18 protein-coding genes are annotated in these 16,972 nt (G+C 45.5%); 6 read left to right on the top strand and 12 right to left on the bottom strand.

Translation table 11 applies throughout. The features are described from left to right. Positions 1-14: 14 nt before the first annotated feature. The 3 genes from V1467_RS03160 to V1467_RS03150 all read right to left on the bottom strand — a co-directional run bounded on the left by V1467_RS03160 (position 15) and on the right by V1467_RS03150 (position 3,102). Positions 15-455, bottom strand: a complete 441-nt coding sequence (locus V1467_RS03160; protein ID WP_416307352.1) for a GNAT family N-acetyltransferase — start codon at positions 453-455, stop codon at positions 15-17. Positions 456-510: 55 nt separating this feature from the next. Beyond that, a complete protein-coding gene (locus tag V1467_RS03155; protein ID WP_416307351.1) occupies positions 511-1,680 on the bottom strand; it encodes an alpha-hydroxy acid oxidase in 1,170 nt (389 codons plus the stop codon). 183 nt (positions 1,681-1,863) lie between these two features. Continuing rightward, entirely contained in the window at positions 1,864-3,102 is a 1,239-nt protein-coding gene (locus V1467_RS03150; RefSeq protein ID WP_416307350.1) for a pyridoxal-phosphate-dependent aminotransferase family protein, read from the bottom strand. 215 nt (positions 3,103-3,317) lie between these two features. Between V1467_RS03150 and V1467_RS03145 the strand changes: the two genes are divergently transcribed. From V1467_RS03145 to V1467_RS03120, 6 genes are all read left to right on the top strand, one after another. Then, complete coding sequence (locus tag V1467_RS03145; protein ID WP_416307349.1) at positions 3,318-3,851, top strand: DUF1697 domain-containing protein; 534 nt, start codon at positions 3,318-3,320, stop codon at positions 3,849-3,851. A gap of 33 nt (positions 3,852-3,884) precedes the next feature. Then, on the top strand, positions 3,885-4,286 hold the full coding sequence (locus V1467_RS03140) for an MAPEG family protein (protein ID WP_416307348.1): 402 nt from the start codon (positions 3,885-3,887) through the stop codon (positions 4,284-4,286). Positions 4,287-4,415: 129 nt separating this feature from the next. Next, positions 4,416-5,267: an SPFH domain-containing protein gene (locus V1467_RS03135; RefSeq protein ID WP_416307347.1), complete on the top strand. Its 852-nt coding sequence runs from the start codon at positions 4,416-4,418 to the stop codon at positions 5,265-5,267. A gap of 45 nt (positions 5,268-5,312) precedes the next feature. Then, positions 5,313-5,510: a DUF4177 domain-containing protein gene (locus V1467_RS03130; protein WP_416307346.1), complete on the top strand. Its 198-nt coding sequence runs from the start codon at positions 5,313-5,315 to the stop codon at positions 5,508-5,510. Positions 5,511-5,533: 23 nt separating this feature from the next. Further along, entirely contained in the window at positions 5,534-5,734 is a 201-nt protein-coding gene (locus V1467_RS03125) for a hypothetical protein (RefSeq protein WP_416308639.1), read from the top strand. A 68-nt stretch (positions 5,735-5,802) separates the two neighbouring features. Further along, the gene (locus V1467_RS03120; RefSeq protein ID WP_416307345.1) at positions 5,803-7,470 is read left to right on the top strand and encodes an AMP-binding protein; all 1,668 of its coding nucleotides are present in this window, start codon (positions 5,803-5,805) and stop codon (positions 7,468-7,470) included. A gap of 15 nt (positions 7,471-7,485) precedes the next feature. Here V1467_RS03120 and V1467_RS03115 read toward each other — a convergent pair whose 3' ends face one another. From V1467_RS03115 to V1467_RS03075, 9 genes are read right to left on the bottom strand one after another with little or no spacing between them, the layout of a single operon-like run. Then, positions 7,486-8,532 carry a protein-glutamate methylesterase/protein-glutamine glutaminase gene (locus tag V1467_RS03115; RefSeq protein ID WP_416307344.1) on the bottom strand — a complete coding sequence of 349 codons (1,047 nt, stop codon included), beginning with the start codon at positions 8,530-8,532 and terminating at the stop codon, positions 7,486-7,488. 13 nt (positions 8,533-8,545) lie between these two features. Further along, positions 8,546-9,163 carry a chemoreceptor glutamine deamidase CheD gene (gene cheD, locus V1467_RS03110; RefSeq protein ID WP_416307343.1) on the bottom strand — a complete coding sequence of 206 codons (618 nt, stop codon included), beginning with the start codon at positions 9,161-9,163 and terminating at the stop codon, positions 8,546-8,548. Continuing rightward, a complete protein-coding gene (locus V1467_RS03105; protein ID WP_416307342.1) occupies positions 9,163-9,993 on the bottom strand; it encodes a CheR family methyltransferase in 831 nt (276 codons plus the stop codon). The genes cheD and V1467_RS03105 overlap by 1 nt, the downstream gene beginning before the upstream one ends. Before the next feature lie 12 nt (positions 9,994-10,005). Next, a complete protein-coding gene (locus V1467_RS03100) occupies positions 10,006-12,192 on the bottom strand; it encodes a methyl-accepting chemotaxis protein (protein ID WP_416307341.1) in 2,187 nt (728 codons plus the stop codon). 4 nt (positions 12,193-12,196) lie between these two features. Further along, the gene (locus V1467_RS03095) at positions 12,197-12,709 is read right to left on the bottom strand and encodes a chemotaxis protein CheW (protein ID WP_416307340.1); all 513 of its coding nucleotides are present in this window, start codon (positions 12,707-12,709) and stop codon (positions 12,197-12,199) included. Further along, a complete protein-coding gene (locus tag V1467_RS03090; protein WP_416307339.1) occupies positions 12,706-14,586 on the bottom strand; it encodes a chemotaxis protein CheA in 1,881 nt (626 codons plus the stop codon). Before V1467_RS03090 ends, V1467_RS03095 begins: the two co-directional genes overlap by 4 nt. 16 nt (positions 14,587-14,602) lie before the next feature. Next, positions 14,603-14,968, bottom strand: coding sequence for a response regulator (locus tag V1467_RS03085; protein ID WP_416307338.1), 366 nt, complete (start codon positions 14,966-14,968; stop codon positions 14,603-14,605). Positions 14,969-14,975: 7 nt separating this feature from the next. Further along, the gene (locus V1467_RS03080) at positions 14,976-16,661 is read right to left on the bottom strand and encodes a SpoIIE family protein phosphatase (protein WP_416307337.1); all 1,686 of its coding nucleotides are present in this window, start codon (positions 16,659-16,661) and stop codon (positions 14,976-14,978) included. A gap of 13 nt (positions 16,662-16,674) precedes the next feature. Further along, the gene (locus V1467_RS03075) at positions 16,675-16,953 is read right to left on the bottom strand and encodes an STAS domain-containing protein (protein WP_416307336.1); all 279 of its coding nucleotides are present in this window, start codon (positions 16,951-16,953) and stop codon (positions 16,675-16,677) included. Between the last annotated feature and the right edge of the window lie 19 nt (positions 16,954-16,972).

Raw genomic sequence — 16,972 nt, 5'->3', positions numbered from 1 at the left:
TTCACTGTTGTTGCTCACTGCGGCGCTTTAATCACAAAGCCTTTTTCTATACCACTTTTAAAACCAACGGATTCATATAATGCATGAGCCGGTGTTAATAGTTCGCCCGAGAGCAACATGACCTTGTAGCAGTTTTTCTGCCACGCCAGTGCGATAGCAAACTCCAGTACTTGGCGACTGAGCCCTTGTCGTCGAAATTGACTCGCCGTCACAACATGTTCAATGATGCCAAAAGGTCTTGCGCCGTTAGCAATACTCCGGTTAATACCCAGCGCACAGGTTGAGGCTAGCTCACCATTTATGTCGGCAACCACAATATGGGTCTGCGGATCATTGATGATATCCTGCCATTGTTGCTGGGCGAAATGGCTGTCCAAATCAGGGTCCTGGGGGCGAAGCTGTTGATATAAATCCAGCACACCCGTTAAATCATCAACGCTGGCAATTCTAATCATATAATTAGGCTTATTCTGCTTTACTAAAGTTACTATTTAGATTGATGATATACCACTACGTCACCAGATAATCCGGTAACGCTTTAACATTGGGACAACGCAACTGATTCATGGTTTGTTCCAGCTGTTTTTTCAGCATATTAATTGTATGTACACCGCCTTTGTTCCCCAGTGCACCGACACCATAGACAAAAGTTCGGCCCAAAAAGGTAAAATCGGCGCCTTTGGCCAGCGCACAGGCCACGTTTGAACCACTGCGTAAACCGCTGTCCATCAGTATCTTGATTTGGCCATGATATTTTTCAGTAATCTGCTGCATGGTTTGCACCGGCGATTCTCCGGCATCCAGTTGCCGTCCACCATGATTAGATAGCACCACGCCATCGGCACCTAAGGCAATGGCATGTTGTACATCGGTTTCACTCACTAATCCTTTGATTAATAGTGGGCCTTTCCAGCTATCACGAATAGGCTTTAGTCCTTCAATATCCACTCTACCCATCACGGTATTATTCATAAAGGCCGCCAGTTGATCCACTGGCATCCCCTTAGGCATATAGGGTTTTAAGGTTTGCATCTGCGGTTCTCCGGCCAGTGCGGTGTGATACAACCAGTTCGGGCGAGCCATCATTTGCAGTATATTGCTTAACGACATTTTCGGGGGCATGGATAAACCATTGCGGATATCTTTAATCCGATAACCAAAGGTCGGCACATCGACCGTCACAACCAATACCGGAATTTGTACTGCATGAATACGTTTAAGCAGATCCTGACGGATACTGTCATCGGTGGGGTTATATAACTGGAACCAGGCTTTCCCTTGGGAGACTTCGGCAATCCGCTCCAGACTGCTGGATGACACCGTACTGAGCACATAGGGAATATTCAAATCGGCCGCCGCTTTGGCCAGTATTTCTGGCGCTTTTGGCCACATCAGCCCTTGCAATCCCACCGGTGCAATCCCAAAAGGCAAGTCATAACGATGACCAAACAACTCACAGCTTAAATCGCTTTTGTCAAAAGGCTTTAGCAATTCACTGCGCAGTTGTATTTGCTCTACCTGCTGACGATTACGTGATAACCCGACTTCATCAATACAGCCCCCTTCCAGATAATCGAAGGCAAAGCGGGGCATGCGCTTTTTGGCAGCCAGTCGTAAATAGTTGGAATCCGGGTAGCGAGGATCAAAAAAGTCATTCAAGGCGTTGTTCATACTGCTCATTCTCGGTTACACACTCGTCTTCTGCTTGTTGGTTAGGTACCGGGAGCAGTCAGAGTAAAACAGGGTAAGACGGAATTTGATATAAACACCAAATTCCTTAGCTTAATCAAACCATTAGCTTGATATTATAGCAAGCAGCTGGCGCTCAATTAGGGCGCCAAATGACTGAATATCGACTTCCCCCTAACGGGCAATAGACAACTTTTCCACTTCCGGGTGAAGCGGAAATTCGTACTTATCCAGCGTACTTTCCAATGCCGCTACACCGGCTGGTAAATCAAGCTGCTGGCCCATGGAAATAAAACTGGCTCCCAGCGCATGCAAAGTTCGGAACAGGTTGTGCGCACGGCACTGTTCGCCCATCTGGCCAATACGGATTATATTGGGACCAAATGAACCGGAAATTTCCACCCGGTAACGGGCCGACATGTATTTGAGAATGGCTTTGCCTTCCACCCCAGCAGGCACGTTAATCCCGACCACCGAATTCAGTCGTGCACTAGGCTCTACATACAGTTGCAGTCCCAGTGCTTCAATACCGGCTTGCAACGCCTGCGAGCAGCGCAAATGACGCTCGTAGCGTATTGGCAGTGTTTCATTAATAATCAGCCGCATCGCTTCATGAATGGCCAGAATACCTGAAACCGGCGCGGTATAGTGATAAGACTTCTTGTACCAGAACTGTTCTGCCAGCTTGGCATCCAGACACCAGTGGCGTAACTGATCTTTTCTGGACTGGATATGCTGCCAGGCCCGATCCGAAAAGCCGATTAACGATATACCGGGAATACAGGACAAACCTTTCTGCCCACCGGTAATCACCGCATCGATTCCCCATTCATCCATCTCCAGCGGCATGGTGCTCAGCGTACAAACCGCATCCACGATCACCAGACAATCATGTTGCTTGGCTAACGCTGCTATTTGCGCCAGGTTGTGGTTACACACCGTATTGGATGTTTCTCCCTGCACTATGGTCAGCACTTGCGGCTTATGTTGCTGCAAATAGGCTTCAACTTTTTCCAGTGAGGCCGCTTCTCCTTCGGCCACTTGCAACTTAACCACTTCGGCTTCCAGACGCTGAGCCATTTCAGCCAGTCGACTGCTAAAGAAACCGTTACAGACACTCAATACTTTGCTGCCGGGCACCACCAGATTGGCCACCGCCATTTCCATTGCTGCGGACCCCGGTCCCGCGACACCTAGAATATGCCCGTTGCGAGTTTGAAAAACATAGCGCGACATAATCTTAACCTGTTCGATAATCTGCGCCATGGTATCGCCCAGGTGATTAATCACAATGCCGTTCGCCGCCGCCACCCGTGCCGGAATAGGTACCGGGCCTGCGCCCATCATTAATAGGGGTTCGTCGGGTAAAATACTGTCTAGCGGAACAATTCGCTCTGGCACCTGAATTAACACTGTGGATCCTTTTAAAAGTGAGGTTGCAATAATAGGTATAGCGCCATGTTTCACGCCATACCGGCTATCTGGCAATGTAAAGCCGCACCAGAACGGATGCAAGCAATGAATAAGGCTTTAATTAAAACTGTTGGTTCTAATTAAGACTGGAAATCATCCGCGCAGGCGATACCATCACATCACACAGCTAATGAAACACTGATAAGGAAAGGGAAATGAATCGCTATATTGCGCTGTTTCGTGGCATTAATGTGGGCGGCCATAACAGCCTGCCCATGAAAGAACTCACCGCCATTATGACGTCAAAAGGTCATGCTAATATTCAGACCTATATTCAAAGCGGCAACATGGTGTTTGATAGTGAGCAAGCCGATCGACAGGCAATTAGCGAGGACATCAGTCAGGGCATTTTCGATGCCAAAGGCTTCAAGCCCAAAGTAATGCTGCTGGATGCCCAACAATGGCAACAGGCTATTGAACTCAATCCGTTTCCGGTAACCGAGGGCAAACTGCTACATTTTTTCTTTCTTGAAACGCAACCACAGCAGCCGGATTTGGCCAAACTGGATTCGGTCAAAACGGATACTGAGCAATATCATTTAACCGACAAGGTTTTCTATTTATATGCGCCGGACGGCATTGGCCGTTCCAAACTGGCCGAGCTGGTCGGCAAGGCGCTGGGCGTTGTCATCACCGCCCGCAACTGGAATACCGTCAACAAGCTATCTGCTATGCTGGACGCTGTCTAAACCGTCAAACCTAACTCTAAAAAGGAATAACCGATGATTTACCCCATGGCCGCAATGGTATTGCTGACCTTTATTGTTGGCTGCCTGGCCGTCAAAACCCGTTTCGCCAGTGTCAAAAGCGGCCAGGTTAAGGCCCGCTATTATAAATTAATGCAAGGGCAAAGCGTACCTGAGATGGTGACTAAAACCACTCGCTGCTTTAACAATATGTTTGAAATTCCATTGTTGTTTTATGTTGCGGCGACCCTGCATGTCAGTCTGGGCATTGACAGTATGTCAGGCATTATTTGTGCCTGGCTATTTGTCGCTTTCCGCTATCTGCATGCTTTTGTTCATTTAACCTACAACCACATACTGCAACGCATGCTGATGTTCTGGGGGGCATTTCTGGCCGCCATGGCACTGTGGATTAATTTGCTTGTGTTACAGCCGTAACCTCAATTAACCCAATAACAGGTGTCTCAAAATCCATGATCTGGCTGTCTGATGAAATTAATGCTTTACAAGTATAAAAATCAGATCTAAATTTGATATCAATATGATATCACTTTAAGGAAATATATCATGGTAAACGAAAAACAAGGCTTTTCACTTAACGGTTATTTGGCTTTCTTTGTAGTGCTCCCGGCATTACAAATCCTGTTCGGTTACTTTTTACTAACCGGCACCTTGCAGATTGTAATGGCCATTTTGTCGGCACTGGTATTTATCTGCTGGTTTGGTTTCTTTATGGTGCAACCTAATCAGGGCAAGGTGATGACCCTGTTTGGCAGCTACGTGGGGACCGAAAAACGTAATGGTTTGCGCTGGACAATCCCGCTGTTTATCCGCCGCACCGTATCATTACGCATTCGCAATTTTGAAAGCGGTAAAATCAAGGTCAACGATAATCAGGGTAACCCGATTGAAATCGCCACCATTGTGGTGTGGTCGGTTACCGATACCGCCGAAGCGGTGTTTGAAGTGGATGACTTTGAGAGCTATGTCAGCATCCAGAGTGAATCAGCACTACGCAATATGGCCAGCAGCTATGCCTATGATCCGCAGGATGATGACGGCATTTCTCTGCGTAGCCATCCACAAACCATTTCTGATGTACTCAAAAATGAAATTCAGGAACGTCTGGGTAAAGCCGGTGTCACTGTACATGAAGCCCGTATCAGCCATTTGGCTTATGCGCCGGAAATTGCTCATGCCATGCTGCAGCGTCAGCAAGCAACCGCCATTATCGCCGCACGTACCAAAATAGTAGAAGGCGCAGTCGGCATGGTAGAAATGGCACTGGATAAACTCCAGGAGAAAAATGTGGTTGAGCTGGATGAAGAGCGTAAAGCCACCATGATCAGCAATTTACTGGTGGTACTTTGCGGCGATAAAGCCACCCAACCTATCGTTAATACCGGCAGCCTTTATTAGGCTGCCGCCAGTTCAATCAAGTCAGCAATAAAGGAACCGGATGCCATGCAATGGGAATACAAAGTGATTGAAATAAAACCTCGCACCAAGCATTTTTTTAGCAGCCAGGTAGATCTGCAACCCTTTGAACTGTTGCTAAATGAAATGGGCCGCAGTAATTGGGAACTGGTGCAATGTGATTTTGCCAATTTAAACAGTTTTGTCAGCCAAACAGTTAAAGCCGTTTTCAAACGGGCTAAGTGACCCGCCAACTAATATGAGAGTATATTTTGCCTAAAAAAGCCTACCCGCTAAGAATTAATGCCGATGTATTGGCCGCCATGCAGCGCTGGGCAGACGATGATTTGCGCAGTCTCAATGCACAAATCGAGTATATTCTTCGAGATGCGTTGGTTAAGCAGGGGCGGGTCAAACTGGTGGAAAAGGTCATTACTCAGGTTGTGGATAAAGATCAGGATAAAGGCTAAATACTTGCCAACTATAGGTTTAAATGTCTAAATGAGCGGTAATGCCTTTCTACCCCGAGAGTGAGCCTATGACTAAATTAAAGGTGCCTGCCGCCCAGCTTTTTCACCTTGCAGGACAAACACCCGACGAAATATTTTTTCGCCAACCCGTGGATGGAAAATGGCAAGAACATAGCTATGCCAGTGTCGCCGAACAAACTCGCCTCATGGCTAGCGCGCTACTCGATTTAGGCTTTGTACAAGGTGAAAAAATCGCCATCTTTGCCAAAAACTGTATGGAGTGGATGATTGCAGACTGGGCAATAGGATTGGCTGGTTGTATTAGCGTACCAATATTTTCTTCAGCCGATCGTGACACCATTGACTATGTGATGGAGCACAGTGAAGCCAAAGCAGTCTTTGTCGGCAAACTGGATAATCGTCAGCACTATCACGAGGTTTTCAATAGCGACATTATGACTATCGCCATGCCCTATCCGACCATTGCATGTCAAAAGCAGTGGCACGAACTACTGGCCGATACGTTGGTAAGAACCGAGTTTCCCACTGTGACATCTGGCGATGTAATGACCATCATCTATACATCGGGCAGTACCGGCACACCCAAAGGGGTAGTGCTGGAATATCAAAGTTATATGAATGCCTGTCATCACTATATTATGGATATCCAGAACGTAGTGACATTTGATCGTGAACGTTATTTGTCGTACCTGCCGCTGGCCCATATTACCGAGCGGGTTCTCGGCCAAGGTATGGCATTGTACGTGGGAATTGTCGATGCGCGGCAGCAAATTTCATTTGTTGAGTCTTTAGCGAGTTTTGCCGACAACCTGACCGATTGTTCACCCACTATTTTTATTTCGGTGCCGCGTTTATGGCAAAAATTTCAGTTAGGCATACTTAGCAAAATATCGCAGGCGAAACTGGATATTCTGTTACGAATTCCGCTGATAAGTGGCCTGATCAAGAAAAAAGTCATCTCAGGTCTGGGCTTATCCCAAGTCAAATTATGTGCTTCGGGTTCTGCCCCAATCGGACCAGATTTACTCGCCTGGTATGAAAGGCTGGGGATTAATATTAGCCAAGGGTGGGGCATGTCCGAAACCAATGCGGCTGGCACCACACAGGTGCCTTATCGCAGCGACAAGCGCACTTCCATTGGTCGTCCGCTACTGAATATGGATATTCGCATTGGCGACAATCAGGAGATCCAGGTCAAAAGTGACTGCCTGATGCGCGAATATTACAAACAACCGGCATTAACCGCCGAGGCCTTTACTCGCGACGGGTATTTTCGCACCGGTGATCAGGGTGTTCGAGACGAGGACGGTTACATCCATATTATTGGTCGTCTGAAAGATATTTTCAAAACAGCCAAAGGTAAATATGTTGCTCCCGCCCCCATTGAAGCTGCGCTGGCCAAATCCGTCCTGTTTGATCAGCTATGTGTCGTCGGTATCAATTTGAGCCAACCAGTGGTGTTGGCGGTGCTAAGCGATATTGGTAAAAACCAGTCCCGTCAATCAGTAGAAAATGAGTTAATCCAGTTACTTGACAAGATCAATACTACTTTGGAAAAACATGAAAAACTGGACGGGATCTGGATATTGCAAGAAGCCTGGACGGTCGAGAATGAAATGATTACTCCAACGTTAAAAATCCGTCGACAGAATATTGAAAAACGTTTCGAGTCACTTTATTCACAACCGTTGCCATCGAAAGTGAGTTGGCAATAACGCTAAAAACGCGACTTAAAGCCGACTACTGACGTAATGAGCTTCCAAACACTCAATCACAGCCCCAGAAAGCTTTTCCAGCGATAAAACAATATCAACGCCTCCCAGTTTTATCGCTTCTTTTGGCATACCAAAAACCACACAACTCTCTTCATCCTGGGCAAAAGTAACGGCTCCCTGTTGATGTAACAATAACATTCCCTCAGCCCCGTCTTTCCCCATCCCTGTCATAATCACCGCAATCGTGTTTTTGGCGGCACAATCAACTAAGGACTTAAACATGACGTCAACCGACGGCTTGTGACCACTCACTAACTCTCCGGCTGATAATCGGGTTTTATAATCTGCCCCGCTTTTTTCAATCTCTAAATGGAAATTTCCTGGCGCCAGATAGGCATTACCCGGCAGGATCCGCTCGCCCCCCTTGGCTTCCACAACGTTAAGACGACATAAGCCATCCAGACGTTTTGCGTAGCTGGTAGTAAAACCTGGAGGCATATGCTGGGTAATCACCACTGCTGGACTATTGGCCGGAAGGCCCATCAAAAACTCCTTGATCGCCTCGGTACCACCGGTAGACGCCCCTACAGCAATGATTTTCTCAGTGCCGGAAAGATTGACCGAAGCTGCTAGTCTGGGAGTACTCTGTCTAATCCGTTTAACATTCGCTTTGGCGGCAGTGCGGATTTTTTGCACGATGAGTTGTCGATATTGTTCAATCCCTTCCGCTACACCCAGTTTAGGTTTGGCAATAAAGTCCACCGCGCCTAATTCCAATGCCCTTAACGTAGCGTCCGCGCCTTGCTCTGTTAACGTAGAAATCATTACAACGGGTGTAGGCCGTGCTTTCATGAGTTTTTCGAGAAATACCAAACCATCGACTTTGGGCATCTCAATATCCAAAGTGATCACATCGGGTGAATAGCGGTTAACCAAATCTTTCGCAACATAGGCATCGGGAGCGGTTCCAATCAGGACAAGGTCATCTTCCTGATTGATAATTTCACTCAACAGACTGCGAATCAGGGCCGAATCATCCACGACCAGAACTTTTATTGGCATAAGCTATTAACCACTAAAATAAATCAACCTCACCACCTTTGTTTGCCTGGCGGATGCGCATTCGATACTCACTTTCACGATCAATAATAGTACTGTTATGCAACGATTTAATTTTTCTGACTTTAACGTTGCCATCATCCGGAAAGAAATAGACTTTGCGGGGGTATTTGTCGAGTAAGTCGCTCGCCAGCACCGGTATATGTTCCGCATTCAAGTAGTCCATCACAAACTCCGCGTTGCGTTCTCCTACATTATTAATGGTTAATCCTTTTAACACGTTGCCGCCACCAAAAACTTTTGCTTCAAGACGTCGTTTATCAGCGCCCAGTTTAAGCATCTGGTTTATCAGCAATTCCATCGCAAACACTCCATAACGGGCAGATTCTGAAACTGAAGAAATAGACACGTTCTCGTCACTAGGCAACAGAAAGTGGTTCATGCCGCCAATTTTGCGTTGAGCATCACGCAAACAGACCGAAACACAAGAACCCAATACGGTAACGATCAGCGTATTTTCTGTCGTCGCATAATATTCGCCGGGCAATATTTTGACCGCGTCACATTCAAAATGCCTGTCATAATAGCGATTTGGAGAAAAGCTGCGGTTCTCTCTTTCATAATCCGAATCCATTAACGTCTCGCCTTTACCGGTTTGTACACTGTCTTCCCCAAAGGGCTGACCAAATGTCCTGCATTGCTGAAATTTTCCGAATGCCCCGCCACATAAAGTCCATCTATTGGCATCAAATCAATCATCCTGGTTAAAATCTCGATTTGAGTTTTTTTATCAAAATAAATCATTACATTGCGACAAAACAATACGTCCACGGGTGCGTCAATGTTCCATTGTCTATGAGTCAGATTAATTTGCTGGAACACAACCATATTGCGCAGTTCTGGCACGACTTTAACTTTACCTTCATTTCGCCCGACGCCACGGTGAAAAAATGTCTTGCGCTGATCATTGGTTAAATCCTTGATGCCGTTAACACTATATATACCGTCACTTGCCTGCTGCAGTACGGTACTGTCGATATCCGATGCGATTATTTCCACCGGCGTATTAAAACTGTTGTAGGCATCGGCCACTGTCATGGCGATGGAGTAAGGCTCTTCTCCTGTGCTACTGGCTGCACACCAGATGCGGAGCTTTCCCGGATGAGCATGCAAATATTGCTGCAAAATGGGGAAATGGTGTTGCTCACGAAAAAATGAGGTTAAGTTCGTGGTCAATGAATTAATAAATAGCTGCTCTTCGCTATCGTTTTTTTTCAGATAAAGTAAGTAGTCAGTAAAACTGTTAATTTTTAACGCGCGCAATCGTCTGGCCAAACGACTATAGACCATCGAGTCCTTACTGTCGGCCAAATGAATGCCCGCTTTTTCGTACAGAATTTTACGTACTTTATTAAAATCCTGCTGGCTAAACCGAAACTCCTTGCCTGATGCTAGCTGCTCCATAAAATATCTCGTTTAGAAGCTTTCCCACTCGTCATCTTCCGGCGTCGCGGACTTCACTCTTTTCTTAGCGGTATTTGAGGTCTTGGCCGGCTTTTTTGTTGTGCTAACGGGTGATTGACCAATGCGTTTGCTGGGTGGTGCTATTTCGTCATGATAATCATCGCTAATGTCCAGTTTAAACAGTGCCACCCTGCTGGCCAGCTGCTCGGCTTGTGATTGCAAACTTTCTGCAGCTGCGGCGGCTTGTTCCACTAAAGCAGCGTTTTGCTGGGTTACTTCATCCATTTGGGTAACCGCCTTACCTATTTCATCGATACCACTGGCTTGCTCGGCAGAGGCTGCCGCAATTTCGGCCATGATGTCATTAACCCGCTTAATCGAATTAACCACCTTTTGCATAGTGTCGCCGGATTGATTAACTAGCTGATTGCCGTTCTCGATTTTTGATACGGAATCGGAAATCAATTCCTTGATATCTTTGGCAGCATTGGCCGAACGTTGAGCTAATGTGCGCACTTCCGAAGCAACCACAGCAAATCCTCTCCCCTGTTCACCCGCTCTGGCCGCCTCCACTGCCGCATTCAGTGCTAAAATATTGGTCTGAAATGCAATGCCGTCAATCACACCGATAATATCGGAAATCTTTTGTGATGAATCATTAATAGATGACATCGTATCCACGACTTGCTGAATCAGTTTGCCTCCTTCATTTGCTACCGCAGAAGCCTCGGATGCCAAGCCATTGGCCTGATTGGCATTTTCTGCATTAAGACGCACAGTGCCAGTCAGTTGCTCCATGCTTGATGCTGTTTCTTCCAGACTCGAGGCTTGCTGTTCAGTGCGGTTAGACAAGTCGGCATTACCCTGAGCGATTTCGCTGGACGCACTGTTAATTGTGATTGCTGCCATATTAATTTGTGAAATAGTGCTGGTCAGTTCTTCGATAAAACTATTAATGGCTTCACCCAGTTCTTTGAATTCACCCTCAAATTCTTGTTCAATACTATTGGTTAAATCGCCTTCGGACAGATGCAACAGTATACGTTTTATCTCGATAATGGCTTGTTTGCGGCCAGTGACGTCAGTAGCGTATTTAACCACCTTGAAAGGTTTACCATTCATATCAAGAATCGGATTGTAAGAAGCCTGTATCCAAACTTCCTTGCCTCCTTTACCTATTCGTTTGAACTCATCAGAAGAGAAGATTCCGGCATTAAGCTGAGCCCAGAATTCGCGATATTCGTGGCTGCTCTTATAGGCAGGCTCAACAAAAATACTATGATGTTTGCCTTGTACTTCAGCCAGGGTATAGCCCATTGCGTTGAGAAAATTATCATTTGCGGTCTGGATGATGCCATCCATATCAAATTCAATTACTGCCTGTGATTTGCCGATAGATTCAATTTGTCCCGCATAGTCAGCGGCCTGAAGTTTTTGCTCCGTTACTTCCGTGGCGTATTTCACCACACGAGTAACCTTACCGGACGAGTCTAGAATGGGGTTATAAGACGCTTGTAACCATACTTCTTTACCGCCCTTGCCGAAACGCCTGAATTCATCTGAGGTGAATTTTCCTTCATTTAACTGCAACCAGAACTCACGGTACTCAGGACTATTCTTATATGCCTCCTCAACGAAAATACTATGATGCTTGCCTTTAATCTCTTCCAGGCTGTAGCCCATTGTTTTGAGGAAGTTCGCGTTTGCGTGCTTAATCACACCGTCCGGACCAAACTCAATAACGGCTTGTGAGCGGTCTAACGCGTCGAGCATACCGGCCTTAACCAACAATTCGGTTTGATCAAGCCACTCGACGACTGTTCCGATATTTTTATCCGACTGGTCAAATAAAGGCGTTAGGGTCAACTTGAAATTTAATGGTCCAACCGCTATGGAAGAAATATGCGTTTCCCGTAAATTAGCCAATAAGCTTCTTTGGTGCGACGGGTTCTTATGAAAGATATCAATATTTTGACCAATCAAGTTATCCGCTGAAAATTGTGGTAATACAGCCCGAATCTCATTTTCAACACCTTTTAACAAGGTAAGAACGGCTTTGTTCGCATAAATAATTTCACGATCCGCATTTGCCATCATAAAACAGGTTGAGCTGCTTTCCAGTGCCTGGGCATTGCGCCGGCTCTGCAGTGAATCGTCGGTGCCAGATGTCAGTTTATTAATCCAGTTTAGCAATTTCATTGTATTACTCCTGAGCAGAAGTCATTTGTGCGTCCAGCAAGCCAAGCTCGTCGCTTGTTATCAGACGTTCTATATTGACTAAAATAACCATATGTTCTTCTATCGGTACCAAGCCAAGTAAGTACCGGCTGTCAAACGCCACACCGAATTCTGGCGGGGGCCTTATTTCGTCATCTGTGAGTCTAATGACGTCAGATACACCATCGACGACAATACCGACAATTCGATCCAGCACATTAAGCATGATCACTATAGTGAATTCGTTATAGGTGGCATCACCAACATCAAACTTGAGACGCAAATCGACGATTGGCACGATGTCACCGCGTAAATTAATCACACCTTTAATAAAGGCCGGGGCATTGGCGATTTTTGTGACGGGTTCATATCCGCGGATTTCCTTCACTGACATAATATCCAGCGCATAATGTTCGTCGCCCAATACAAAACTCAAAAACTCGCGGGAATCAACATTGCTAACGAGTTCATTTCCCTGACTGGACTTTGATGTAGTCATAACGTTTCAACCTCCAACCCCTTAGTCGCTGACGCCGCCAATGATTCAACATCCAGAATCATTGCAACGCCTCCGTCACCCATAATGGTAGCGCCTGCCACTCCCGCTACACGTTTGTAATGTTTTTCGAGACTCTTTATAACGACCTGTTGCTGGCCGACCAATGAATCCACCAGAAGTCCGAAACGCTTTTTGCTGCTTTCAATCAACACAACAATAGCTTTGTCAGGTTCGGCGATTGCACCTTCTATTTGCATATCTTTGTGCAAATGGACCAGTGGCCAGTATTGTTCCCTGATCCATAATAATTTTTGATTGGAAATTAACTTGATCTGATCCTTGTCAGGTTGAATCGACTCTACAATGTTGACTAGCGGCACAACGAAAATCTGATCGCCGACAGCCACACACATACCATCGACAATAGCCAGAGTAAGGGGCAAGTGAATGTAAAAACCTGATCCCTGCCCTGCAGTTGACTCGATTTCAATTCTGCCGCCAATCGCTTCTATATTGCGACGCACAACATCCATTCCCACTCCACGACCCGAGACATCTGTAACTTCAGCAGCAGTAGAAAAACCGGCTTCAAAAATAAGATTCCAGACTTTTTCATCCGCCATCGTCGGGTCGTATGACAAACCATTCTCTTCCGCTTTTGCCAAGATCCGTTGACGATCAAGTCCCGCACCATCATCAATGATACTGATTTGAATACTGCCACCTTTTTGCTCTGCCCTAAGGATAACGGTTCCTGTTTCCGATTTACCGGCAGCAACGCGCTGCTCGGTTTTTTCCACACCATGATCAATACTGTTACGCACCAAATGGGTTAGCGGATCGACCAATTTCTCAATCATGCTTTTATCTATTTCCGTCGTGCCACCTTCAATTTTAAGGTCGACCTTTTTACCCAGTTTGGTAGATAAATCCCTGACAACTCGAGGAAAACGATTAAATGTCACGCTCATAGGCAACATTCGCATCGACATGACTGATTCCTGAATTTCCCGAGTATTGCGTTGCAGTTCAGCCAAGGCTGTTTGCAACTTCTCTTCTATCGAGCCGCTAACTTCCGAACCGATCATGGTCAACATTGATTGGGTTATCACCAATTCACCAACCAGATTAACCAACGAATCAATTTTGCCAGTATCCACGCGGATAGAAGAAGATTCCGTTGACGGCTTGTTGATTTTTTCAGCTGTTTTTACTTTGGTATCTTTTGAGCTGGATTCATTTTCAGAAGACTTGGTTGTTTCACTAGATGGATTCACAAAAAAGCCATATCCCAATTCATCTTTACCCGGTTTCACAGGGACTGCTTCAAAAAAGCCAAAATCTTCTTGTTCTGTCGCGTCAGGCTGGTCAAAGAAACCGAATCCCTGATCTTGCTGCTCTGTTTGTGATAAGTCTGCTGTGGATTCGAGCGGCTCAAAAAAACCAAAGCCATCTTCGTCACTTTCAGCTTGGGTGGCGCTGTTCTGTTCTTCTGACAGCACCGTCTCGAGTTTTTCAATGCCATGATTTATTGATTTTTGATCTATCGGTTCCTGATTGCGGTAGGCACCCAGTGTCACTTTCAGCAGATCCACAGTTTCGAGCAAAACATCGACACTAGACAGGGTTAGTTTGGTCCCTCCCTGACGCGCTTTATCCAGTAGATTTTCCATAATATGTGTAAGGCCGGTCAGCGCATCAAAACCGAAAATCCCGCTTCCTCCCTTGATAGAATGGGCGGCGCGGAAAATGCTGTTTAGCTGCTCTGCATCCGGATTAGCTAAATCAAGTTCCATTAGTTGCTGTTCCATATCATCAAGATGCTCCTGACTTTCGTCAAAGAACACACTATGAAACTGTTCCATATCAATAGACATAGAATCTGGCCTTGTATTAACCGAGCACTTTACTGAGTACTTCCAGTAACTTTGCCGGATCAAAAGGTTTGACCATCCAGCCGGTTGCACCTGAGGCACGTCCTTGTGCTTTCATTGCGTCACTGGTTTCGGTGGTGAGCATAACTATAGGGACTGTTTTGTAAGCAGATAGAGCACGCAATGATTTAATCAGAGTTAAACCATCCATACGTGGCATATTTTGATCGGTGAGCACAAAGTCAAATTTCTTGCTCTGACATAACTCCAACGCCTCCTGACCATCTTTCGCAGCATTGACTTGATAGCTGGCGGATTTAAGCGTCACTTCTACCATCTGCCGAATTGACGGCGAATCATCAACAATTAGAATACTTTTATTCATAACACTCTCATTTAATTACCACTGAAGTTTGATTTCCTGACGAATTTCGTTGGATCTGCTCAGATAGCGTCTGTATCAGAATCAGACCTCGTCCCGACAATGCTGACAATTCTTGTTCAGAAGACGGTTGATGTGTATAACCATGCCCCGTATCGGTTACGCTTATCGATACTTGCTGACTATGTTCCTCATAGCGGAACTGTACTTTTATCTGATCGGATTCAGTTAAGTTCTGACAAGCAATATCTCTCTGGTTGATATAATCAATGAAGCCAGAAGCATCGGTTTTGAGTTTGGAATCGACTTTAAGGATCCCGTGATCCAAAGCATTGCTGAACAGTTCCGCGCAAACAGTGTAGGTGCGCTTACGCAGCTCAATGGACATATCCGTTTGCTCCATCAAAGAATCAAGCAATGCCATAGGCTCGACACTAATCAATTGTTTGCCAGCCAGTATCATTTCAAAACCGACACTACTTTTGTGCTTTTGGCTACTGCGCTGCTCCTGATCGACATTGGCAGTTGCCAATAATGCATCCAGATTCATATGGCATATTGATACATCATCCCGCTGCTCTTCCTGCTGCTTGAATTGGCTAAACTTGGTTTCAATAAACGGGATCAGATGGGCAGGTTCTGTACATTGTTCGATCACCTCCAACAATCCGTTCATACCGAAATATTGTTGTTCAGGTGATGTCTGTTCTATCAATCCGTCACTGTAGAAAACAACATGCGAAGCATCCGCACTGATTTTAAGTACGTCGATATCTGCCTCAAAATGTTGTGATTCCAATATCCCCAAAGGCATATGGGATGAGGGAATACGCTGCTTAAACCGACCTTTTTTGTCGAGCACCAAGATATCCGGCATCCCCCCATTCCATATTTTTAACGAACGGGTATGGAGTTCGAGACACATTAAAATACAAGCTACAAAACGGTCGTCGGGAATACTTTGGCTTATTTTTCGGTTCAGTTCGTAGGCAATAAGGGGCAAGTCCAGTCCCTTTGCCACCATCGCCGGAAAAACCGAAACTAACGGCAATACGCTGATTGCTGCGGCCAGCCCATGTCCTGTCGCATCGAGTAACAGAACATACACATTACCTGTTGGTGATTCATCTGAAATTAAAAAGTCACCATTAAACATACTGGATGACAGCATCAAAGAGGTTATTTTTGGACAAGAACGGGAAGCATTACCTGATAAATATTCATAAACATGACGAGCTAATTCTTCTTCAGCTTCTTTCACATCTATCAACTTTTTGAGTTCCTCTGACTGCGTTACAACCTGTTCCTGAAGAATCTGGCTGTTATATACCCGCTTGATTTTCAACCACATCAGATCCAGATTTAACGGTTTTATCAGATAATCATTCGCACCCTTGCGGAAACATTGCTGCATCGTATTTTGATCGTCTTTCGCCGTAATCATTATTACTGGCAAATTTATTTGAACTTCTGCCATATAATCCAGAAGTTCAATTCCTGATTCTTCACCGAGCAGGATATCAAGCAAGACAAAATCAACTTGTTGGGAAATCAAATGTTGTTTTGCTTTTTCCAGCGAATAGGCAGCGGACACCAGCATCGCTTTTTCAGCAAGAAAGCCGCATATCATGTCAGCAAACAACTTGTCATCATCCACAACAAGCAGGTTTAAATGTAAAATTTCACTGATAGGCATGGCGAATTCCAGCTCAACAGAATTCAAACATTTTCTGAAAATTGGCCATTCTCAATATATCTTCTGCGGTGCCTTTAGCTCCTTTAATCGAAGTCTTGATGTTATTTTCCTTAGCCTGCTTGTGCAGCAACACCATCATCCCAAGCGCTGAACTGTCGAGATAACTGACCAAACTAAAATCCAGTACAATGTGCGACACAGACTGTTGTAATAAGTCTTTGTATTGCTTGGTAAACTCTTTGCTATAGCCAAAATCGAACTTTTCCGGTAATGCAATTCTTGCTTCAGACATGTATCTATCTCCCTAGCTT

The sequence above is a fragment of the Neptunicella plasticusilytica genome (assembly GCF_047922965.1).
GTDB classification, from domain to species: Bacteria; Pseudomonadota; Gammaproteobacteria; order Enterobacterales; family Alteromonadaceae; genus Neptunicella; species Neptunicella plasticusilytica.
The sequence above is the reverse complement of the archived record's forward strand: the minus strand, read 5'-3'. Positions and strand labels throughout refer to the sequence as shown.

What these genes read in the sequence shown, in the direction of transcription:
- V1467_RS03160 (WP_416307352.1), bottom strand. Translation starts at nt 455, where the DNA reads ATGATTAGAATTGCCAGCGTTGATGATTTAACGGGTGTGCTGGATTTA.
- V1467_RS03155 (WP_416307351.1), bottom strand. Translation starts at nt 1,680, where the DNA reads ATGAGCAGTATGAACAACGCCTTGAATGACTTTTTTGATCCTCGCTAC.
- V1467_RS03145 (WP_416307349.1), top strand. Translation starts at nt 3,318, where the DNA reads ATGAATCGCTATATTGCGCTGTTTCGTGGCATTAATGTGGGCGGCCAT.
- V1467_RS03140 (WP_416307348.1), top strand. Translation starts at nt 3,885, where the DNA reads ATGATTTACCCCATGGCCGCAATGGTATTGCTGACCTTTATTGTTGGC.
- V1467_RS03135 (WP_416307347.1), top strand. Translation starts at nt 4,416, where the DNA reads ATGGTAAACGAAAAACAAGGCTTTTCACTTAACGGTTATTTGGCTTTC.
- V1467_RS03130 (WP_416307346.1), top strand. Translation starts at nt 5,313, where the DNA reads ATGCAATGGGAATACAAAGTGATTGAAATAAAACCTCGCACCAAGCAT.
- V1467_RS03120 (WP_416307345.1), top strand. Translation starts at nt 5,803, where the DNA reads ATGACTAAATTAAAGGTGCCTGCCGCCCAGCTTTTTCACCTTGCAGGA.
- V1467_RS03115 (WP_416307344.1), bottom strand. Translation starts at nt 8,532, where the DNA reads ATGCCAATAAAAGTTCTGGTCGTGGATGATTCGGCCCTGATTCGCAGT.
- cheD (WP_416307343.1), bottom strand. Translation starts at nt 9,163, where the DNA reads ATGGATTCGGATTATGAAAGAGAGAACCGCAGCTTTTCTCCAAATCGC.
- V1467_RS03105 (WP_416307342.1), bottom strand. Translation starts at nt 9,993, where the DNA reads ATGGAGCAGCTAGCATCAGGCAAGGAGTTTCGGTTTAGCCAGCAGGAT.
- V1467_RS03100 (WP_416307341.1), bottom strand. Translation starts at nt 12,192, where the DNA reads ATGAAATTGCTAAACTGGATTAATAAACTGACATCTGGCACCGACGAT.
- V1467_RS03095 (WP_416307340.1), bottom strand. Translation starts at nt 12,709, where the DNA reads ATGACTACATCAAAGTCCAGTCAGGGAAATGAACTCGTTAGCAATGTT.
- V1467_RS03090 (WP_416307339.1), bottom strand. Translation starts at nt 14,586, where the DNA reads ATGTCTATTGATATGGAACAGTTTCATAGTGTGTTCTTTGACGAAAGT.
- V1467_RS03085 (WP_416307338.1), bottom strand. Translation starts at nt 14,968, where the DNA reads ATGAATAAAAGTATTCTAATTGTTGATGATTCGCCGTCAATTCGGCAG.
- V1467_RS03080 (WP_416307337.1), bottom strand. Translation starts at nt 16,661, where the DNA reads ATGCCTATCAGTGAAATTTTACATTTAAACCTGCTTGTTGTGGATGAT.
- V1467_RS03075 (WP_416307336.1), bottom strand. Translation starts at nt 16,953, where the DNA reads ATGTCTGAAGCAAGAATTGCATTACCGGAAAAGTTCGATTTTGGCTAT.